This is a genomic window from Flavobacterium sp. PS2 (assembly GCF_046250155.1).
Taxonomy (GTDB): domain Bacteria; phylum Bacteroidota; class Bacteroidia; order Flavobacteriales; family Flavobacteriaceae; genus Flavobacterium.
This window is the reverse complement of record NZ_CP176426.1, coordinates 1,745,191-1,765,872: the sequence shown is the minus strand read 5'-3', so window position 1 is coordinate 1,765,872 and position 20,682 is coordinate 1,745,191. Positions and strand designations below refer to the sequence as shown.

Sequence of the window (20,682 nt, the reverse complement as noted above, 5' to 3'; positions counted from 1 at the left end):
TACTAAACTTGTAGTATTCTTTATATGTTTTATTAAATGACCGTATGTTTAATAAATAACATCAAATATAAAATTGTTTTCCTTTAAATAATCTAATGTTTTTGGTAATGCAAATTTAAGGTTTTGCGATGCTTTAATGCTATCGTGAAAAACAATTACGCTTCCTGATTTTACATTTTTTATTACATTCTGTAAGCACTTTTCTGGAGATATGCTTCGGTCAAAATCTGCGCTTAAAACATCCCACATTATTATTTTATACCCCAATTGGCGTAATTGTGTCGATTGTGATTTGGTGATTTTGCCATAAGGAGGACGAAAAATCTTAGGCTGAAGATTTTCAGTAGAAGATTTCTGGATTTGTTTACCACATAAAAGACTATTGTCTAAATACGTTTTTGTGGTCGTTTTCCAGCCTTTTAAGTGATCATAAGTATGATTTCCTATCGAATGACCTTCGGTGATTACTTTTTTGAAAATTTCGGGGTGTTTTTCGATGTTATTGCCAATGCAAAAGAAAGTGGCTCTGGCATCGCGTTTTTTTAGTTCAGATAAAACCCATTCTGTGATTTCGGGAGTTGGACCGTCATCAAAAGTTAAATAAACCTTATTCTCCTTATTAGGGATGTCCCAATAATAGTTAGAGAAGAATCGTTTTATCAGCTTGTTCGTCTTAATCCAGTAAAAACTCATTTTCTGAAATTTTAGTTTATGTAAAAATAAAAAATGTAGCGGTATTTTTCAATAGCGCTACATTTTTTAATTATTATATTTTTAGAATATTATTTATTCTTTTTCACGACCAAATCGCTCGAAAACATTTACATAAGTATTGAAAATTGCTTTTTGCTTGTTGTAAAAAGGTAAATCTTTGCTTTCTTTCATTACTTGCAATAAGCTTCTGTATCTTTCGATATCAGTAATTATATCAATAGCAAGACTTGTTTGTTCAGATGGGTCTAAATGGCTGTAATAATCTAGATTTTCTTTGTATTTATTTATTAATTTTTCTAGTAAATCATGTGCTTTTGCTTTTTCGCCAACATCATAATATCCTTTAGCAAAAGGCTCAACTAATGAGTAATAACCAAATTTATCTAATGGCATTTTTGTCATAGCTAAATTGATAATATTTTTGGCTTTGTCAATTTTACCTTCAGTAATTAATTGTTTCATTAATCTGGAAAGATTAGTACGATACGTGATACTGTTACGTCTTGTTTCTGGATCATGATAAATTTTATCGCTTTCGCTATTACCCCAATCCCATTTCATTACGATATCATACATTTTATCGGCATCAATTTGCCCCATGTCCATTGGTCCGCCATCTTTATTAGGAACGGTTTTAATTGGTACAAGTTTATACACCATTCCGTCTAATTGTAGATAGTTTTTTAGCCATAAATAATCTTCATCATCAAAAGCACCACCACTAAAATAAATTGGTCTTTTCCAATCGTTATTAGCTAATATATCAAGCATCATCAAACGATTTTTGTATAAAGCACTTCCTTTAATATCAATGTCGATATAAGGAACAATAGAGTCATAATACTTAGGAGCAACTACTTTATTCTTGATAATATTATCCTTGTTTATAGTAAGACGGAGTTTATTAGTTGGGTAAAAGTGAATCGTTTGTCCGTTTTGCATTTCAACTGTTGACTTAGGGTTTTTTATAAAATCAATAAAACCTTTAATGTCCCAACGACTATCTATTTTAGGAATATGCGCTACGTAGTCTAATTTATCACCTACATATTCTTCATGAACAAAAGATATTGGTAATGCATTTGATTCGTATGTTTTTGTTTTCATCTGATCGATATACCAATCGGTCATGAATAGACTTGTATTTACGATTTTAACATCGGTTCTTATTTTCTCTATTTCCTGAGCGTACCATAACGGGAAGGTATCATTATCTCCAATGGTATATAAAATCGCATTAGGATCACATGAGTTTAAATACGCTTTAGCCATTGCTACAGCAGTATATTTATTAGATCTATCATGATCATCCCAGTTTTGAGAAGCCATAAGTATCGGAGCAGCAAGTAAGCTTCCGGCAATAACTATAGGCCCGGCAATTCTTGGTGCTATATATTTCTGCAGGGTTTCATAGAGTGCGTAGACCCCAAATCCTATCCAGATTGCAAATACATAAAAGGATCCTACTAATGCATAATCTCGCTCTCGAGGTTCAAAAGGTCTTTCGTTTAGGTAAATTTTTAATGCTAAACCAGTAAATAAGAATAAAGCTAATAGGACATAGAAACTTTTTAAATCTTTATTTGCATGGTACATTAAACCGATTAAACCAAGGATGAAAGGCAAGAAGAAGTAAACATTTCTTCCTTTATTATTTAATACATCCGATGGTAAATTGTCTTGAGAACCTAAATGAATTGAATCCATAAATTTGATTCCGCTAATCCAGTTTCCATCTAAATTATCATATTTCCCTTGAGTGTCACTTTGGCGACCTACAAAGTTCCACATTAAATATCTCCAGTACATATATCCGAATTGGTATTCGAACATAAAGCTAAAGTTGTCTACAGTTGTTGGTTTTTCAACAATTAAATAATCACCATAACTTCTTAAGAATTTCACATAACCCTCATTATCAATTTGTTTTTGAGCGTATGCTTTTCTGAATTCTGTGATTGTTTTTTCAACCTCATGTCTTAGCTGAGCTGTTGCTTTGTTAAACTCATCTTCAGATAATTGACTTGGGTCGATACCGTATTTTTGCAAATCATCTTCATAAGGATAATTTGGGTTTATCTTAAATGCAGGAGGATTAGTAAAGTTAATGTAGTTTTCTACATGCTCAGTACTCCACATTCTTGGTAAAAAAGCTTTTTGTGCATCGTCAGTATTTTGTACTGCATTTTTATAATTATTGGTAATAATATATTTACCAGTTTTATAGTCTCTTTCGTAATTCGGTTTTTTGTCTAGATAAGGAGTGTTTTTATCTAATCCTGCAAAAACTTCCGTGTATTGAGGTCCGTAAAATAATGGGTTTACACCATATTGCTCACGGTTGTAATACGCTAGTACCTCGGTTGCATCCGAAGGTTTGTTCTCGTTAATTACAGTATTAGCATTTGCTCTGATAGGTAGCATTAACCAAGTAGAGAATCCAATTAAAATGAATAAGATACAAAGAATTATAGTGTTGTAAAAAACAAGTCCTTTTTGTTTTGTGTAACGTAATCCAAAATAAAAGAAAGCGATAAAAGCTAAGGCAACAAATATAGTTCCTGAGTTAAAAGGTAATCCCATTTCGTTAACCATGAAAATCTCGGTTTTACCAAAGAAAGCCATCGTTAAAGGAAGTAATAATATAAAGATAAATAATAAGACAGCTACAACTACTATATTGGCAACAATGAAGTTTTTGATAGTAACTTTTTCGTAGTTTTTAAAGAAATAAAGAAATCCAATTGCCGGAATTGTAAGCAAAGCCATGAAGTGTACTCCAAATGAAAGACCTACAACTAATGAAATAATTAGTAACCATTTATTTCCTCTTGGAGTATTCATGTCTTGTTCCCAACGTAATCCCAGCCAAAAAAGTAAAGCGATTAATAAGGATGCCATAGCATAAACCTCTGCTTCGACAGCATTAAACCAGAAACTATCAGAAAAAGTATAGGCTAGAGCCCCTACAAAAGAACTTCCTAAAATTACAATAGCGTTATTTTGATTTACTTCGGCAAAACGACCAACTAATTTTTTAAGGATAATAGAGGACGACCAGAACATGAATAATATTGTAAAGGCACTTGAAAAAACAGACATCATATTAACCATTAATGCCACATGCTGGTTATCTATTGCAAACATTGCAAAGAAAGCACCCATCATTTGGTATAAAGGGGCACCAGGAGGGTGACCAACTTCAAGCTTAGCTGCTGTAGCGATGTACTCGCCACAATCCCAAAAACTCATGGTAGGTTCGACAGTTAGGGTGTAAGTTATTAAAGCGATTGAAAATGTTAACCAACCAATAATTGTATTCCATTTATTAAAGTTGAATTGTGCCATATTTAGGTATTAAAAATTTGTCCTTATTTTATCTTACAAAGAAAATGTTTTTTTATGTAATCAAACTAGCATTAACAAATTTTTCTAAAAAAGTAATTACAAAAACTAACATGTTGTTTATGAGTAGGTTTTGAGAAACGGCGGAGCTTTGTTCGAAAAAAAATCAATTTTTTTTCAAATTTTTGTTCAAAAAGTTTGCGCAAACTAAAAAAAGCTTTAAATTTGCACTCGCTTAACAGCACTGCTGGTCTATGGTGTAATGGTAACACAACTGTTTTTGGTGCAGTCTTTCAAGGTTCGAGTCCTTGTAGACCAACATAAGAAGCCTCTCAAGCGAGAGGCTTTTTTTATGCAATAAAGTCAGATGTCTTAGGAGATTTTAAAAAAAAAACTTCATGGGGAGATGATGATAAGTTTAAAAAGAGAGATTGCTGTTTGGTAATCTCTCTTTTTGTTTAATTTTTTTTCAATTTGATTTTTTTGTAAAAAGGTTTTGTTGTATGGTGCGATATAAAAAATTTGCACAAACTAAAAAAAGCTTTAAATTTGCACTCGCTTAGCAGCATTGCTGGTCTATGGTGTAATGGTAACACAACTGTTTTTGGTGCAGTCTTTCAAGGTTCGAGTCCTTGTAGACCAACATAAAAAGCCTCTCAATTGAGAGGCTTTTTTTATGGAATAAAGTAAAAGAAAGAAAATCTAATTTTTGAAATTCCAATTCTGGATCATATGCAAAAGCTGGGGATATAAATAAAGCGAATCATAGACTCTACTCTGAAGTTAAAATATGCTTTACTTGTAAATAAAATTGATGAATTGGTCAATATACAAAAGCTTGGCTTTTGATTATACGTCGGATCAACAAGAATTTTTCGCCCTTTTTTACTCGTGTTTTCTAAACGACATAATTTTATTTTGAAAAAAACAGGGATTTATAAAACCGTAAGTTGGTGTTTTACGTATATCAATTATGGCAAAAAAGAAATCAATCCTAAAACCTGAGGGATTACAAAAATAAAGCAGACAATATTCTATACGCTGAAGATAAGAATACGTGTTTTTAAACAAAATTGATTAGAATAAATCAATATGCTAAAATTTCTTCTATGTAATCAACTTCAGATCAATAAGAATTTTTTTTATACTTTTTTAATCGTGTTTCATGACTAATTAATATAGTTTTTATCCCAAATAAATATTTTTTTACATTTAAATAATTGATTGTCAATATTTTATGCATATTTGATCTGATAAAAAATACTGCAGTTCATTTTTGTTTAACTAAATAATAATTATAAAAATTAAAATTATGGACAATTTAAAAAAATTTGAGTTTGAGAAGTTAGATTCTTCTGAAATGAAACAAGTACAAGGGGGAGGTTTGCTGGATGAAGTTGGAAAGCTAATAGTCGTTTTAGAGCCTATTATTGCTCCAATACTAAATGCAGTAGCATAAAGGAACGCATTGAAATTCTTTAAGTCTAAAATTATTAACACAAAAGCTTCTCAATTGAGAAGCTTTTGTGTTAATGGTGATTGTGTTCTTAAATTTTAAAAGTTATTACTGGGCGGATCGCATGATTTACTAAATCTTCGCTAATGCTTCCGTTAAAGAAGTGTGCGAATCCAGTTCTTCCATGTGTGCACATTCCGATTAAATCAGCGTCAACACTATTAGAGAAATTTATAATGCCGTTTTCTATATTGGTGTCGTTGTAAATGTTGGTTGAATAATTATTAAGATTGAATGGCGCGATAAAATCATTCATTATTTTTTCGGCAACATGAGTCGGTTTGAAACTATTTGGAGTGCAAATCATGACTAAATGTAATTTAGAATCGAAGAATTTGGTAAATTCAATCAATTTTTTAAAAGGTTTTTCAGTTTCTTTTGAGAAATCTGAAGCAAAAACAAAATTTGTAGTTTTGAAAGTTTCCATGTGTTTTTTAATGACCAAAACTGGAATTTCAGAATGGCGAACTACTTTTTCAGTATTCGATCCTATAAGTAATTCTTCAAATCCAGAAGAGCCATGTGAGCCCATAACGATTAAGTCGATTTCATGTTCATTACTTACTTTTGCAATTCCTTCAGCTGGTCTGTCGAGTTTTACCATCTCAGTTATTGTAAGTCCGTCTAGGTAGGGTCTCTCGGTGATTTTAGAAAGCATTTCGTTGGCTTTTTTCATAAATAACATGGTCTCAGGGATGCTGATTCCGCCAGTAATTGCATCATTCATTTGGCTAGGTAATTCTAGTGTATGAAGTATGATTATCTCAGAGTTATTTTTTTTAGCGATTTGTGCAGCGGCTTTTAAAGCGTCTTCTGCATGCTCAGAAAAATCGGTAGGAACTAAAATGCGTTTCATAACTTTGTGGTGTTAAATTATGTGAAAAATCATTTATTTTAATGCTTTAATAAAGATAAGAAATATTTTTACAGCAATCAATTTATTTTGATTTATAAAAAAACACTATATTTGCACCGTTATTTATTAAAATCTAAATAATGAGGGGACTAAATGTCCCCTCTTTTTATAAAAGTATGACATTTAAAGAAAAAGTAAACGTATTAATAGCTGAAGGTCTCTTAGAAAAACCATCAATTTTTTTAATAGACTTAACCATTACCGATGCTTTCAAGATAATTGTATCTTTGGATGGAGATAATGGTGTGCTCTTGCAAGACTGTATTGATGTTAGCCGTGCTATTGAGAATAATTTGGACAGAGAAGAACAAGATTTTTCTTTGGAAGTGGCTTCGGTAGGAGTTGGTTCACCATTAAAAATGGTTAGACAATACAAGAAGAACATTGGTAGGACATTGATTGTGAATACTAATGGTGAAAAAATTGAGGCTGAATTAGTTGATGCTAATGAAGATTTCATAATTTTGTCTTGGGAAGCAAGAGAACCTAAGAAAATAGGAAAAGGAAAAGAAACAGTTCAAAAAGAGCAGCAAATACCTTATACAGAAATTAAAGAGGCAATTGTTACAGTAACATTTTAATTAAAGAATTCGCATGGAAAATTTAGCATTAATCGATTCATTCTCAGAGTTTAAAGATGATAAACTTATTGATCGTGTAACGCTTATGGCAATTTTAGAAGATGTATTTAGAAATGCATTGAAGAAAAAATACGGTTCAGATGATAACTTCGATATTATCATAAATCCTGATAAGGGAGATATGGAAATTTGGAGAAGAAGAGTAATCGTTGCCGACGAAGATCTAGATTTTGAAAATGAAGAAATTACTTTGACTGAAGCAAGAAGAATTGAAGCGGATTTTGAAATTGGTGAAGAAGTTTCTGAAGAAGTAAAATTAATTGATTTAGGTAGAAGAGCTATTTTAGCTTTGCGTCAAAACCTTATTTCTAAAATACATGAACACGATAATACAAATCTTTACAAGCAATTTAAAGATATTATTGGAGATATTTATACTGCCGAAGTGCATCATGTTCGCCCAAGAGTTGTAATTTTGGTCGATGATGAAGGAAATGAAATTGTTTTACCAAAAGAAAAACAAATCCCATCTGACTTTTTCCGTAAGGGAGATAACGTTCGTGGTATTATTGAAAGTGTTGAATTAAAAGGGAATAAACCTCAAATTATTATGTCTAGAACTTCTGAGAAGTTTTTAGAGAAATTGTTTGAACAAGAAATTCCTGAAGTTTTTGACGGTTTAATTACAGTTAAAAATGTAGTTAGGATTCCTGGTGAAAAAGCAAAAGTAGCGGTAGATTCTTATGATGACAGAATTGACCCGGTTGGAGCTTGTGTAGGTATGAAGGGATCTCGTATTCACGGAATTGTACGTGAGTTAGGAAACGAAAATATAGATGTTATTAATTATACTAGTAACATTCAATTATATATTACTAGGGCTTTAAGTCCTGCAAAAGTATCTTCAATTAAGATTAATGAAGAAACAAAAAGAGCCGAAGTTTTCTTGAAATTAGAAGAAGTTTCTAAAGCTATCGGTAGAGGTGGTCATAACATTAAACTAGCTGGCCAATTAACAGGTTATGAGCTTGATGTTATTAGAGAAGGTGATGTAGCAAGCGGTGAAGACGATGACGTAGAATTAACTGAGTTCTCTGATGAAATCGAAGATTGGGTTATCGAAGAGTTTGCTAAAATAGGATTAGATACTGCAAAAAGTATTTTAAAACAAGAAGTAGAAGATTTAGTAAGAAGAACAGACCTAGAAGAGGAAACGATTTTAGATGTAATGCGAATACTAAAAGAAGAGTTTGATAGTTAGTCTATCTTTCTCACAACACAACGAATAGGTAATAATAAAAAGGTTTTATGTCTGAAGAGAGAGTAATAAGAATAAACAAGGTTTTAAGGGAATTAAATATTTCATTAGAAAGAGCTGTGGATTATCTAAAAGATAAGGGAATTGCTATTGATGCAAATCCAAACGCAAAAATTTCTAATCAGGAATTTAATATCCTACAAAGCCAATTTGCGGGCGATAAGGGAAATAAGGAGGCTTCTAAAGAAGTTGGTGAGGAAAAGAGAAAAGAGAAAGAAGCATTGCGTGTAGAACGCGAAAAAGAAATTGAAGACAAACGCAAACAAGACGAAGAGCGCCAAAAACAACAAGAGGTTATAAAAGCGAGAGCTGTTGTAACTGGTCCAGTTCAAGTTGGTAAAATTGATTTAAATCCGAAAAAGCCTGCAATTATTCCAAACACTCCTTCAGTAGCAGAGCCAGAAAAAGTTGAAATACCTAAGGAAGTTGTAAAGCAAGAAAAACCTGTTCAAAAAGAGGTAGTTCAACCTGTACAACCACCAGTTCCTGTTGCTGAGAAAAAAGAAGAAAAACCTGTTGTTGAGAAAGTTATTGAGAAAAAAGAGTCTAAGCCAGTTGTAGTTGCTCCAGTAAAGGAACCTGTTGTAAAAGCAGAACCTGTTGCTCCAGTTACGCCTCCTGTTGAAGAATCGATAACAACACAATATCAAAAATTATCTGGTACTACTCTTACTGGTCAAACAATTGATTTATCTCAATTTAATAAGCCTAAAAAGAAGAAAGAAGATCCAAAGATAACTCCTAATAAACCAGGAGCTCCAGGAGCAGCTGCAAATAACGCTAATAAAAATAAGCGTAAAAGAATTGCTCCTAAACCAGGTGCGCCTAGACCGGCAACGCCACCAGGAACACCAAATCCTAATAAGATTACTCCAAATACAGGGGGAGCTGGAGGAGGATTTAATGCTAACAGAAGTGCAAGACCAGGTTTTGTAAAAGGAAACCGTCCTGCAATTGTTGCAAAAGTAGAGCCTACTGAAGAGGAAGTAAAAAACCAAATTAGAGAAACGCTTGAAAAACTACAAGGTAAAGGTGGAAAATCAAAAGCTGCTAAATACCGTAGAGATAAGAGAGACACACACCGTCAGAAATCTGATGATGAGCAAAGAGCTTTAGACGAAGGAAGTAAAACTATTAAAGTTACTGAGTTTGTTACTGTAGGTGAAATTGCAATTATGATGGATGTGCCAATTACTAAAGTTATTGGTACTTGTATGTCACTTGGTATCATGGTTACCATGAACCAGCGTCTTGATGCAGAAACATTAACTATTGTAGCCGATGAATTTGGTTATGAAGTTGAGTTTATTACTGTAGATATCGAAGAAGCTATCGAAGTAGTTGCAGATAAAGAAGAAGATTTAGTTGTAAGAGCGCCAATTGTTACTGTAATGGGTCACGTCGATCACGGTAAAACATCTTTACTGGATTATATCCGTAAAGAAAATGTTATCGCTGGTGAGTCTGGAGGAATTACACAACACATTGGAGCATACGGTGTAACATTGGATAATGGTCAAAAAATCGCATTTTTAGATACACCAGGTCACGAGGCGTTTACCGCGATGCGTGCACGTGGAGCTCAAGTTACCGATATTGCTATTATTGTAATTGCGGCGGATGATGATATCATGCCACAAACAAAAGAGGCGATTTCTCACGCACAAGCTGCAGGGGTACCAATTATATTTGCTATAAATAAAGTTGATAAGCCAAATGCTAACCCTGAGAAAATTAAAGAAAGATTGGCAAGTATGAATTTACTTGTAGAAGATTGGGGAGGAAAAATCCAATCGCATGATATTTCTGCAAAAACAGGATTAGGTGTTAAAGACTTATTAGAAAAAGTATTATTAGAGGCTGAGATTTTAGATTTAAAATCAAACCCTAATAAAGCAGCACAGGGAACTGTTGTTGAGGCTTTCTTAGATAAAGGAAAAGGATATGTTTCGACTATCTTAGTACAACACGGAACGCTTAAAATTGGAGATTATATGCTAGCTGGAAAACATCATGGTAAAATTAAAGCCATGCATGATGAAAGAGGGCATACAGTTCTAGAAGCTGGTCCGTCAACTCCAGTATCTGTTTTAGGTTTAGATGGTGCGGCAACTGCAGGTGATAAGTTTAATGTATTTGAAGATGAAAAAGAAGCAAAACAAATTGCGTCTAAACGTTCTCAATTAATGCGTGAACAATCTGTACGTACACAAAGACATATTACATTAGACGAAATTGGTCGTCGTATTGCCCTTGGTCAATTTAAAGAATTGAACGTGATTCTTAAAGGTGACGTGGATGGTTCTGTTGAAGCATTATCTGATTCGTTCTCTAAATTGTCTACTGAAGAAATTCAAATTAATATTATCCATAAAGGAGTTGGAGCGATTACTGAAACTGACGTTATGTTGGCTTCTGCATCAGATGCGATTATTATCGGATTTAATGTTCGTCCAGCAGGAAATGCAAGACAGTTAGCAGATAAAGAAGAAATCGATATCCGTTACTACTCTATTATTTATGCTGCTATCGATGACTTAAAAGATGCAATGGAAGGAATGTTAGCTCCTGAAATGAAAGAGGAAATTCTTGGAACTGCAGAAATTAGAGAGATATTCAAAATTTCTAAAGTTGGATCTATTGCAGGATGTATGGTGATGGATGGTAAAATTGCAAGAAACTCTAAAATCAGAATTATTAGAGAAGGTGTTGTAGTATTTACTGGAGAGTTATTGGCATTGAAGCGTTTCAAAGACGATGTTAAAGAAGTTTCTAAAGGATACGATTGTGGTATTCAAATTAAGAACTTCAATGATATCGAAGAGCGTGATGTGATCGAGGCTTACCATGAAGTAGCAATCAAAAAGAAATTGAAATAGAATTTTATATTTTCAAAAAAAAATCCCGACTTGTCGGGATTTTTTTGTTATGTGCTAGAATTTCTTTTTACCAAAAGAATAAGATACGGTTAAAGAAGGTCCGTTATATCCCCATTTTAAATAACCTTGTGCTCTGTTTTTTTCTGCATCTACAGTGAAGTTTAGTCCTGTATAACCTAAAGCGAGATCTAAGTTCTTTACGACTTCATACATGAGGGAGAAATTGTAACTAATGATTTTTCCGTCTATGTTATCTATTTTTACTGAAAGATAACTAAGATTACCATTGAGAGCCAATCTGTCTGTAAAAGCATATCCACCCCATATTCCTATATCTGGTAAAGGAGCAGTAAACCCAAAGCTATCTTCATAGCCAATACTTGCGGTATTTCCTTCGAAGTTGATACCGACATCACTTTTTAGAACGTGTACTCCAAGCATTAAGCCTAATTCATATTTCGGACTAGTAAGAAATGCATAGCCATATGAAATCATATAGATATTCGTATCAAAAAAGGCTGTAATGTCTGAATTAACGGTATAGGTATGATCTTTAAATTCGATATCTCTTTGTAGTGTATGATGAGAATCACGATTTAGGTTAAAGTAACTGAGGTCTAATCTTGATCTACGAGATATTCGCCATTGTAAATTAGCTAAGAAAGTAGTTGTTGATTCGCGGAAGCCTAAATCATCTTCAAAATCTATTGTTGTTCCAAAAGTATGATTTTGATTTCCTACTTCAACCTTAGTGTTGTTTATGGGAAAAAAAATACCAGCAGTGACCTTAAAGCGCTTAACAAACCATGGCGGAGTAGGTTTTTGTTTTTTGAAGGAATTGAAATCATTAATGGATCCTTCTTCTATTGTTAAATCTTGAGGGTCTAGACTATAAAGAGAGCTGTTAAAAGGCTCATTTGGCAGACTAGCGACTTCTTCTTGTGAACATGCTAGAATTGGCAGTAATAACATTCCAAATAACAGTGCGCTTGTTGAAAAAACTTTTGATTTCATGATTATGTTTTTTTAAGATGTTGGCTTAGTTGTATTAGGTAAAAGTTAATTATGTGAATGTGACTACAAAATTCAGTAGTTTATTGATATAAAACGTAAATATTAAGAATGGATAGGTTGCAAATTAGAATATGAAACAGAAAGATGAAATATGTTTAGATGCGACAAAAGTATTATTCCGTCCTTTATATAAGTGTTACTTGTTATTTGTACTCTAAATTACAAGAGTATTGGTAATCTAATGTGTTTTGTTTTATATGGTATAAATTAAAAAGGGTTAAGGAATTTTTATCATGAAAATGCTTTTGTTGTGTTAAAGGAGCTTTCCTGGTGTAAATGTTTTTAATCAAGTTTTTTATGAGGTTTAAAATATTTCATATTATTAAGGGATTAACGTCTTTTAAAGTTAATCCAAAAAATGTTGCTTACAATTTTACAAATGTTGAGCAGCTAAGAGAAGTTATGCCAGGTTTGTTACAGGGGTATTTGTCTGAGGAAGAAATGCCAAATAGTTTAATGTTGTTACCGCCACCTCCAGAATATACTTCTGCGTCTTTTTCTATTGATTTAGAATATGCAAAAAGAGCAGCTGAATCTTATGATGATATGCGATTCATGCAAGCTAAAAAGGATGCTAATCTCTCTTTTCCCGCAGCGGCAAAATCTTTTGAATCAACTTTAGGGATTGAAATTAGTGAAGAAAAGACGCCTAAGCTTTATATACTTATGCGTAGAATAATGACAGATGCAGGTTTGTCAACCTATGCGGCTAAAAATCATTATAACAGAGAGCGTCCATTTGTGATGAATAATGTCAAAACTTGTACTCCGGAGCAAGAGGAAGTTCTCCGTAAAGTTGGTTCATTTCCTTCTGGTCATACTGCTGTGGGGTGGGCGTGGGCATTAGTATTTAGAGAAATTTTCCCTGAGAATGAAAAAATGATTTTGGAACGAGGGTATGATTTTGGCGAAAGCCGTATTATTTGTCATGCGCATTGGTATAGCGATGTAGAAATGGGTAGGGTGATGGGTAAGGTAACTGTTGATAGGCTTAGAGATAATGCAGATTTTCAAAAAGATTTGGCTGCGGCTAAAAAAGAAGTGAGGCAATACAAGAGTAATATACTTTAAGAATGGAGTTTGTTTTTAATGGGAGAAAATAATAATTGTACCTAAGAATTGGGGGAGAATGAGGATGGTTGGTATTTGGAAATAATGAGCTTAAAGTAAAGGTTGTATTGATTAAGAATTTTATATTTTTAAGTTTATCTATTTGAATATGTGTGATTTGGGTAGTTTTTTAGAGCTATTTGGTAAAATAAAACCGCCTTTAGTTAAGGCTAATAAAAAAGACAAAATCCATTCAAGTTGAATGGATTTTGTCTTTTTCTTATGTGTTAAAATGATGATTTTATTTGCCTGGTTTGATAAGAAATACATTTTTATATCTCTTTTTTATGTCGGCTAAATTTCTCTCAGCTTCAATTTTACTTTTAAAATTTCCAACCATAACTTTATAGTTTGGGGTGTTGAAAATTATTGTTCCATCGATGTTTTTGAACTCTTGTTTGAAGTCAATCAGTGTTTTTTTTGCTTCTTCACTCTTGCCGCTAAAAATCTGGATTTTGTAACTGTCGTTAACGCTAATTGACGGGTTAATTTTACGTTTTTCATTCAATAATTGCTCGAATTTGGGGTCTTGGTTTAGTGCAATGTTTTGATCTTGTGCGTTAATGTTATATGCCAAAACTAGTAGTAATGATGTGTAAAGTGTTTTCCTTCTAGGGGTTAAAATTCTCATAATGTGATGGTTTTTATGCAAAAATAGTATTTAATATATAAATGGATATTAGAAAAATTATTTAGAATTGATATAAATTGGTATTTAAGACTATTTTAAGGTTTTGAGAATAGTTCTTAAATTGTATTTTTGTGCAAGTTTTAAAAGAAGGTATTCTTTTTTGTGTAATTCGTATACAGAAAAAACCGTACCAAATTTTAGTAGATAATCATTATACAATATGGAAAAGGTGGGTAACCATAATTCGATCTCAAGGAAATTATTTTTAAGCTTAGGGCTAACGTTAATTTTCTCGCTAACTTCATTTGCACAAGATGCTGCTGCTCCAGCAGCGCCTGATGCTGCTGCTACTGTAGCAACTCAGGGAGGTGATCCGGTAAAGGGTAAAGAACTTTTTAATGCAAATTGTGCTGCATGTCATAAACTAGATGGGAAATCGACAGGTCCTGAATTAAGAGGCGTGTCGGCAAAACATGATAAAGCTTGGTTGTACAAGTGGATTCATAATAGCTCTGATTTGATTAAATCAGGTGACCCAGTTGCTGTGAAACTTTTCGCAGATCACAACAAAGCAGTGATGACTCCATTTCCTCAATTATCAACAGGAGATATAGATAACATTATTGCTTATACTTCGGAGCCTAAGGCTGAGCCTAAAACTCCAACAGCAACTGCTGCTGTTCCTGGTACAGGAGGTGAAAGTGGGGCTATTTCTAACAGCGTAATCCTAGGGGCACTTGCTCTGGTAATGGGTATGTTAGTAGTGATGCTTTACTTAGTAAATAATGTATTAAGAAAAGTTGCGAAAGCAAATGGAATCGATGTTGCTCCAAAAGAGCCAAGAGTTTCATTATGGAAAGCGTTTGCTAGAAATCAATTTTTGGTTTTAGTTGCTTCTATATTCTTGTTATTGGCAAGTGGTTATTTTGTGTATGCTTACTTAATGCAAGTAGGTGTAGATCAGAATTATGAGCCAATTCAGCCAATTCACTATTCTCACAAAATTCACGCAGGAGATAACGAGATCAATTGTAAGTATTGTCACTCTGCTGCTCGTGTAAGTAAAACTGCAGGTATTCCTTCTTTGAATGTTTGTATGAACTGTCATAAAAACATATCAGAGGTTGCTGAATCTACTGCTACTCCTGAGTACAGTAAAGCATTCTATGATGAGCAAATCCAAAAATTGTATAATGCAGTTGGATGGGATAAAGCTACTCAAACATATACAGGAAAAACACAACCAGTAAAATGGGTTCGTATTCATAATTTACCTGATTTTGTATACTTTAATCACTCACAACACGTTTCGGTTGCTGGTATCGAATGTCAAACTTGTCACGGTCCAGTACAAGAGTATGAAATCATGAAACAGTATTCTAAATTAACAATGGGATGGTGTATTGATTGCCATAGAAAAACTGATGTTAAGATGGAAGGAAACGAGTATTATGCTAAAATACATGAAGAACTTTCTAAAAAATACGGTGTAGAGAAATTAACTGCAGCGCAAATGGGAGGTTTAGAGTGTGGTAAATGCCACTATTAATCAAATTATTAAGATTTTAATATTTATATACAATGTCATCAAACAAAAAATACTGGAAAAGTGTTGAAGAGCTAGACGAAAATAGTTCTATTGTTGAGGCGCTTAGAAATAACGAATTTGTTGAAGAAATTCCTACTGATGAATTTTTAGGAAATGCAGATGCATTAGCATCGTCTTCAACTTCACGTCGTGACTTTTTAAAGTACGTTGGGTTTAGTACTGCAGCAGTTACGCTTGCAGCTTGCGAAGGCCCTGTTCACAAATCGATACCTTATGTACTGCAACCAGAACAAATCATACCAGGTGTAGCTGATTATTATGCAACAACTGTTTTTGATGGTTTCGATTTTGCTAATCTTTTAGTAAAAACACGTGAAGGGCGTCCTATTAAAATTGACAATAACACAATTTCAGGAGCGAAATTTTCAGCCAATGCTAGAATCCATGCGTCTATATTATCATTATATGATAGTATGCGTTTGAAAGAACCTAAATTGGAAGGAAAAAATTCAACTTGGTCTGCTGTTGATTTAAAAATTAAATCTAGTATTGCTGAGGCGAATGCTAAAGGTGGTCAAATTGTATTATTAACAAATACTTTGGCAAGTCCATCTACTGAAAAATTAATTGCTGAGTTTATAGCTAAAAACCCTAATGCAAAACATGTTGTTTATGATGCGGTATCGTCATCATCTGCTCTGGATGCATTTGAAACGGTTTATGGTGAAAGAGCTTTAGTTAATTACGATTTCTCAAAAGCTTCACTTATCGTTTCGGTAGGAGCTGACTTCTTGGGAGATTGGCAAGGAGGAGGGTATGACTCAGGTTATGCACAAGGACGTATTCCTAGAAATGGAAAAATGTCTCGTCACTTCCAATTAGAAGCAAATATGACTTTGTCTGGTGCTGCTGCTGATAAGCGTTTACCTATGTCGACTGCAAATCAAAAACAAGCATTAGTTCATATATATAATGTTGTAACAGGTTCTTCTGTAGCTGTTAATTTAGACAGTCAGTTTAAAGCAGAAGTAACTAAAGCGGCTCAACAATTAAAAGCTGCTGGTTCAAAGGGAGTATTAGTATCAGGAATTCAAGATAAAAATGCTCAGTTATTAGTTTTAGCTATCAACCAAGCGTTGATAAGTGAAGCTTTTACAACTTCTGAAACAAGACAAATCAGAAAAGGATCTGATGCTAAAGTAGCACAATTAATTAATGATATGAAAGCAGGTAGCGTTCATACATTACTTATGAGTGGAGTTAATCCAATTTATACATTAGCAGATAGCGAATCTTTCGCTGCAGGACTGAAAAAAGTAAAAACATCTGTTGCTTTCTCTTTAAAACAAGATGAAACTGCTGAGCTTGCAACAATTGCTGCTCCAGTTCCTCATTACTTAGAGGCTTGGAACGATGTATCTATTACAAAAGGAACTTATGGTCTTACTCAACCGACTATTCGTCCTATATTTGATACAAAACAATTTCAAGATGTTTTGTTATCTCTAACAGGAAATTCTGGAACATTCTACGATTATATCAAAGCAAATGCTTCTGGAATAATTGTAGGTTCTACTTGGAATAAAGTTTTACACGATGGTATTTTTATTGGAACAGCTTCGGCACTTTCTGCAGGTTCTGTTGATTATAGTGCTGCTGCAAATGCAGTATCACAATCTAAAGCTTCTGGTGATTTCGAATTAGTATTATATACTAAAACAGGAATGGGAGATGGACAACAAGCAAACAACCCTTGGTTGCAAGAGTTTCCAGATCCAATCACTAGAGTTTCTTGGGATAATTATGTAACTGTTTCTAATGCTGATGCTAAGAAGTTACAAATGTCTAATGAAATTGTTGCTAATGGAGGTTTAAACGGAAGTTATGCTACTATTACAACAGCTGATGGAGTAAAATTAGAAAACGTACCAGTAATTGTTCAACCAGGACAAGCGGTAGGTACTATTGGTTTAGCTTTAGGTTATGGACGTAAAGCTGCTCTAAAAGAAGAAATGATTGTAGGTTTAAATGCTTACTCTTTATATAAAGGTTTTAATGATGTACAATCTGTTAAGCTTGCAAAAGCTAGTGGAGAGCATGAGTTTGCTTGTGTTCAAGGTCAAAAAACTTTAATGGGAAGAGGAGATATTATAAAAGAAACTTCTCTTGAGATATTTAATACTAAAGATGCTGAATTTTGGAATGAACAACCAAAAGTATCTTTAGATCACAATGAAGTAGCAGCTACATCTGTCGATTTATGGGATTCATTTGATCGTTCTACAGGACATCACTTTAATCTTTCAATTGATTTAAATGCTTGTACAGGATGTGGGGCTTGTGTTATTGCTTGTCACGCTGAAAATAATGTACCAGTTGTAGGTAAAGACGAGGTAAGAAGAAGTCGTGATATGCACTGGTTGCGTATCGATAGATATTACTCTTCTGAAAGTACTTTTGCTGGAGACAACGAAAGAAAAGAAAATATAGCAGGATTGTCAAGTTCATTGTCTACATTTAACGAAATGGAAAAAGCTGGAGATAATCCACAAGTTTCTTTCCAGCCGGTTATGTGTCAACATTGTAATCATGCACCTTGTGAAACTGTTTGTCCAGTTGCTGCAACTTCACATGGTCGTCAAGGACAAAACCAAATGGCTTATAACAGATGTGTTGGTACTCGTTACTGTGCAAACAACTGTCCATATAAAGTACGTCGTTTTAACTGGTTCTTGTATAACAAAAACAGTGAATTCGATTATCACATGAATGATGATTTAGGTCGTATGGTATTGAATCCAGACGTAAACGTTCGTTCTCGTGGAGTTATGGAAAAATGTTCTATGTGTATTCAAATGACACAAGCTACAATATTAAATGCTAAGAAAGAGGGTAGAGCTATCGTTGATGGAGAATTCCAAACAGCTTGTTCTAATGCTTGTTCTTCTGGTGCTATGGTATTTGGAGATGTAAATGATACAGAAAGCAAAGTTACTAAACTAGCTGCTGATGATAGAATGTATCACTTATTAGAGCATGTAGGAACAAAACCTAATGTGATTTATCACGTTAAAGTTAGAAATACTTAGTACAAAAAATTATTAATTAAGAAACAATATAAAGGATTATGTCGTCTCACTACGAAGCACCCATTAGAAAACCTTTAGTTATAGGTGATAAATCTTATCACGATGTAACTGTAGATGTAGCTGCACCTGTTGAAGGTAAAGCAAATAAACATTGGTGGATTGTATTTACAATCGCATTAACAGCTTTCCTTTGGGGATTAGGCTGTATAATTTACACCGTATCTACAGGTATCGGAACATGGGGATTAAATAAAACAGTTGGTTGGGCTTGGGATATCACAAACTTTGTTTGGTGGGTAGGTATTGGTCACGCCGGAACTTTGATTTCTGCAGTATTATTACTTTTCCGTCAACGTTGGAGAATGGCGATTAACCGTTCTGCCGAAGCAATGACAATTTTCTCTGTTGTACAAGCAGGTTTATTTCCAATTATTCACATGGGACGTCCATGGTTAGCATACTGGGTATTACCTATACCGAATCAATTTGGTTCATTATGGGTAAACTTTAACTCACCATTACTTTGGGACGTTTTTGCAATCTCTACGTATCTTTCAGTATCATTAGTTTTCTGGTGGACTGGTTTACTACCTGATTTTGCGATGCTACGTGATAGAGCAATTACTCCTTTTAATAAAAGAGTTTATTCTATCTTGAGTTTTGGATGGAGCGGTAGAGCAAAAGACTGGCAACGTTTTGAAGAAGTATCTTTAGTACTTGCAGGTTTAGCTACTCCACTTGTACTTTCTGTACATACAATTGTATCTATGGACTTTGCTACATCTGTAATTCCAGGATGGCATACTACAATTTTCCCTCCTTACTTCGTTGCAGGAGCGGTTTTCTCTGGATTCGCAATGGTAAACACCTTGTTGATCATTATGAGAAAAGTTTCTAATCTTGAAGCTTATATTACAGTTCAACATATCGAATTAATGAATATCGTAATCATGATTACGGGTTCTATTGTAGGTGTTGCTTATATTACTGAGTTATTTGTAGCTTGGTATTCAGGAGTAGAATACGAACAATATGCATTCTTAAACAGAGCTACTGGACCTTACTGGTGGGCATATTGGTCAATGATGACATGTAACGTTTTTTCTCCACAGTTCATGTGGTTCAAAAAATTAAGAACGAGTATCATGTTCTCATTTATAATTTCAATTGTTGTAAACATTGGAATGTGGTTTGAAAGATTCGTAATTATTGTTACTTCTTTACATAGAGATTACCTTCCATCTTCTTGGACAATGTTCTCACCAACATTTGTTGATATTGGAATTTTCATCGGAACAATTGGATTCTTCTTCGTATTGTTTTTACTTTACTCTAGAACATTCCCAGTTATTGCTCAGGCAGAGGTGAAAACTATTTTGAAAGGAACAGGAGATAATTACATTAGAGAAAGAGCAAATAAAGATTCACACCATGAGTAATAAAGTAATATACGCCATTTATAATGACGATGATATTTTGATGGATGCTGTAAAGAAAACTAGAGCTGCACATCATCATATTGAAGAAGTATTTACTCCATTTCCGGTACACGGATTGGATAAAGCAATGGGCTTAGCGCCAACAAGATTAGCAATATGTTCTTTTATATACGGATGTATTGGTATAACAGTTGCGACTACGATGATGAGTTATATTATGATTCACGACTGGCCTCAAGATATTGGTGGAAAACCAAGTTTCAGTTTCATTCAAAACATGCCTGCATTCGTGCCGATTATGTTTGAAATGACTGTGTTTTTCGCAGCTCACTTAATGGTAATCACTTTTTATATGAGAAGTAGATTATGGCCATTCAAAGAAGCAGAAAATCCTGATGTAAGAACAACAGATGATCATTTCCTAATGGAAATCGCTGTTAATGATAATGAAGAGGAATTAGTTTCTTTTTTCCAAAACACGGGAGCTGTAGAAGTTAAAGTAATAGAAAAGAATTAATTGT

14 protein-coding genes and 2 tRNA genes are annotated in these 20,682 nt (G+C 33.7%); 11 read left to right on the top strand and 5 right to left on the bottom strand.

The genetic code is table 11. The features are described 5' to 3' along the window. Positions 1-48 precede the first annotated feature (48 nt). Both ACJ6WR_RS07440 and ACJ6WR_RS07435 read right to left on the bottom strand, forming a co-directional pair. Positions 49-693 carry a polysaccharide deacetylase family protein gene (locus tag ACJ6WR_RS07440; RefSeq protein ID WP_039111883.1) on the bottom strand — a complete coding sequence of 215 codons (645 nt, stop codon included), beginning with the start codon at positions 691-693 and terminating at the stop codon, positions 49-51. A 93-nt stretch (positions 694-786) separates the two neighbouring features. After that, the gene (locus ACJ6WR_RS07435; RefSeq protein ID WP_409417476.1) at positions 787-4,062 is read right to left on the bottom strand and encodes a DUF2723 domain-containing protein; all 3,276 of its coding nucleotides are present in this window, start codon (positions 4,060-4,062) and stop codon (positions 787-789) included. Positions 4,063-4,307: 245 nt separating this feature from the next. On the opposite strand from ACJ6WR_RS07435, the gene ACJ6WR_RS07430 reads away from it, so the two are divergent. The 3 genes from ACJ6WR_RS07430 (at position 4,308) to ACJ6WR_RS07420 (ending at position 5,518) form a co-directional block, all read left to right on the top strand. Continuing rightward, positions 4,308-4,378 (top strand) — tRNA-Gln (locus ACJ6WR_RS07430). 253 nt (positions 4,379-4,631) lie between these two features. Next, positions 4,632-4,702, top strand: a tRNA-Gln gene (locus ACJ6WR_RS07425). 669 nt (positions 4,703-5,371) lie between these two features. Continuing rightward, positions 5,372-5,518, top strand: a complete 147-nt coding sequence (locus ACJ6WR_RS07420) for a hypothetical protein (protein WP_409417475.1) — start codon at positions 5,372-5,374, stop codon at positions 5,516-5,518. An 88-nt stretch (positions 5,519-5,606) separates the two neighbouring features. Here the strand turns inward: ACJ6WR_RS07420 and ACJ6WR_RS07415 are convergent, their stop codons facing one another. Then, positions 5,607-6,431, bottom strand: a complete 825-nt coding sequence (locus ACJ6WR_RS07415; RefSeq protein ID WP_086894881.1) for a universal stress protein — start codon at positions 6,429-6,431, stop codon at positions 5,607-5,609. Between the two features lie 176 nt (positions 6,432-6,607). On the opposite strand from ACJ6WR_RS07415, the gene rimP reads away from it, so the two are divergent. Genes rimP through infB form a run of 3 tightly spaced genes read left to right on the top strand, consistent with a single transcriptional unit; the run spans position 6,608 to position 11,269 of the window. After that, positions 6,608-7,072, top strand: a complete 465-nt coding sequence (gene rimP / locus ACJ6WR_RS07410; RefSeq protein ID WP_035623815.1) for a ribosome assembly cofactor RimP — start codon at positions 6,608-6,610, stop codon at positions 7,070-7,072. Positions 7,073-7,085: 13 nt separating this feature from the next. Continuing rightward, positions 7,086-8,333 (top strand): transcription termination factor NusA, encoded by a 1,248-nt coding sequence (gene nusA / locus ACJ6WR_RS07405; protein WP_035623592.1) that lies wholly within the window; start codon positions 7,086-7,088, stop codon positions 8,331-8,333. 47 nt (positions 8,334-8,380) lie between these two features. Further along, entirely contained in the window at positions 8,381-11,269 is a 2,889-nt protein-coding gene (gene infB / locus ACJ6WR_RS07400; RefSeq protein ID WP_409417474.1) for a translation initiation factor IF-2, read from the top strand. A 54-nt stretch (positions 11,270-11,323) separates the two neighbouring features. Here the strand turns inward: infB and ACJ6WR_RS07395 are convergent, their stop codons facing one another. Next, the gene (locus ACJ6WR_RS07395) at positions 11,324-12,241 is read right to left on the bottom strand and encodes a hypothetical protein (RefSeq protein ID WP_409417473.1); all 918 of its coding nucleotides are present in this window, start codon (positions 12,239-12,241) and stop codon (positions 11,324-11,326) included. 399 nt (positions 12,242-12,640) lie between these two features. Between ACJ6WR_RS07395 and ACJ6WR_RS07390 the strand changes: the two genes are divergently transcribed. Next, positions 12,641-13,414: an acid phosphatase gene (locus tag ACJ6WR_RS07390; protein ID WP_409417472.1), complete on the top strand. Its 774-nt coding sequence runs from the start codon at positions 12,641-12,643 to the stop codon at positions 13,412-13,414. 280 nt (positions 13,415-13,694) lie between these two features. Here ACJ6WR_RS07390 and ACJ6WR_RS07385 read toward each other — a convergent pair whose 3' ends face one another. Beyond that, positions 13,695-14,084, bottom strand: a complete 390-nt coding sequence (locus tag ACJ6WR_RS07385) for an SPOR domain-containing protein (protein WP_039111889.1) — start codon at positions 14,082-14,084, stop codon at positions 13,695-13,697. Positions 14,085-14,304: 220 nt separating this feature from the next. Between ACJ6WR_RS07385 and ACJ6WR_RS07380 the strand changes: the two genes are divergently transcribed. The 4 genes from ACJ6WR_RS07380 to ACJ6WR_RS07365 are packed head-to-tail and all read left to right on the top strand — an operon-like array spanning position 14,305 to position 20,678. After that, positions 14,305-15,633, top strand: coding sequence for a cytochrome c3 family protein (locus ACJ6WR_RS07380; protein ID WP_409417471.1), 1,329 nt, complete (start codon positions 14,305-14,307; stop codon positions 15,631-15,633). Between the two features lie 32 nt (positions 15,634-15,665). Continuing rightward, entirely contained in the window at positions 15,666-18,722 is a 3,057-nt protein-coding gene (locus ACJ6WR_RS07375; RefSeq protein ID WP_409417470.1) for a TAT-variant-translocated molybdopterin oxidoreductase, read from the top strand. A gap of 38 nt (positions 18,723-18,760) precedes the next feature. After that, positions 18,761-20,161, top strand: coding sequence for an NrfD/PsrC family molybdoenzyme membrane anchor subunit (gene nrfD / locus ACJ6WR_RS07370; protein ID WP_039111892.1), 1,401 nt, complete (start codon positions 18,761-18,763; stop codon positions 20,159-20,161). Continuing rightward, positions 20,154-20,678: a DUF3341 domain-containing protein gene (locus ACJ6WR_RS07365; RefSeq protein WP_039111893.1), complete on the top strand. Its 525-nt coding sequence runs from the start codon at positions 20,154-20,156 to the stop codon at positions 20,676-20,678. The genes nrfD and ACJ6WR_RS07365 overlap by 8 nt, the downstream gene beginning before the upstream one ends. Positions 20,679-20,682 lie beyond the last annotated feature (4 nt).

Bases quoted from the DNA above. Each gene is read 5' to 3' on its own strand.
- ACJ6WR_RS07440 (WP_039111883.1), bottom strand. From the start codon at position 693: ATGAGTTTTTACTGGATTAAGACGAACAAGCTGATAAAACGATTCTTC.
- ACJ6WR_RS07435 (WP_409417476.1), bottom strand. From the start codon at position 4,062: ATGGCACAATTCAACTTTAATAAATGGAATACAATTATTGGTTGGTTA.
- ACJ6WR_RS07420 (WP_409417475.1), top strand. From the start codon at position 5,372: ATGGACAATTTAAAAAAATTTGAGTTTGAGAAGTTAGATTCTTCTGAA.
- ACJ6WR_RS07415 (WP_086894881.1), bottom strand. From the start codon at position 6,431: ATGAAACGCATTTTAGTTCCTACCGATTTTTCTGAGCATGCAGAAGAC.
- rimP (WP_035623815.1), top strand. From the start codon at position 6,608: ATGACATTTAAAGAAAAAGTAAACGTATTAATAGCTGAAGGTCTCTTA.
- nusA (WP_035623592.1), top strand. From the start codon at position 7,086: ATGGAAAATTTAGCATTAATCGATTCATTCTCAGAGTTTAAAGATGAT.
- infB (WP_409417474.1), top strand. From the start codon at position 8,381: ATGTCTGAAGAGAGAGTAATAAGAATAAACAAGGTTTTAAGGGAATTA.
- ACJ6WR_RS07395 (WP_409417473.1), bottom strand. From the start codon at position 12,241: ATGTTATTACTGCCAATTCTAGCATGTTCACAAGAAGAAGTCGCTAGT.
- ACJ6WR_RS07390 (WP_409417472.1), top strand. From the start codon at position 12,641: ATGAGGTTTAAAATATTTCATATTATTAAGGGATTAACGTCTTTTAAA.
- ACJ6WR_RS07385 (WP_039111889.1), bottom strand. From the start codon at position 14,084: ATGAGAATTTTAACCCCTAGAAGGAAAACACTTTACACATCATTACTA.
- ACJ6WR_RS07380 (WP_409417471.1), top strand. From the start codon at position 14,305: ATGGAAAAGGTGGGTAACCATAATTCGATCTCAAGGAAATTATTTTTA.
- ACJ6WR_RS07375 (WP_409417470.1), top strand. From the start codon at position 15,666: ATGTCATCAAACAAAAAATACTGGAAAAGTGTTGAAGAGCTAGACGAA.
- nrfD (WP_039111892.1), top strand. From the start codon at position 18,761: ATGTCGTCTCACTACGAAGCACCCATTAGAAAACCTTTAGTTATAGGT.
- ACJ6WR_RS07365 (WP_039111893.1), top strand. From the start codon at position 20,154: ATGAGTAATAAAGTAATATACGCCATTTATAATGACGATGATATTTTG.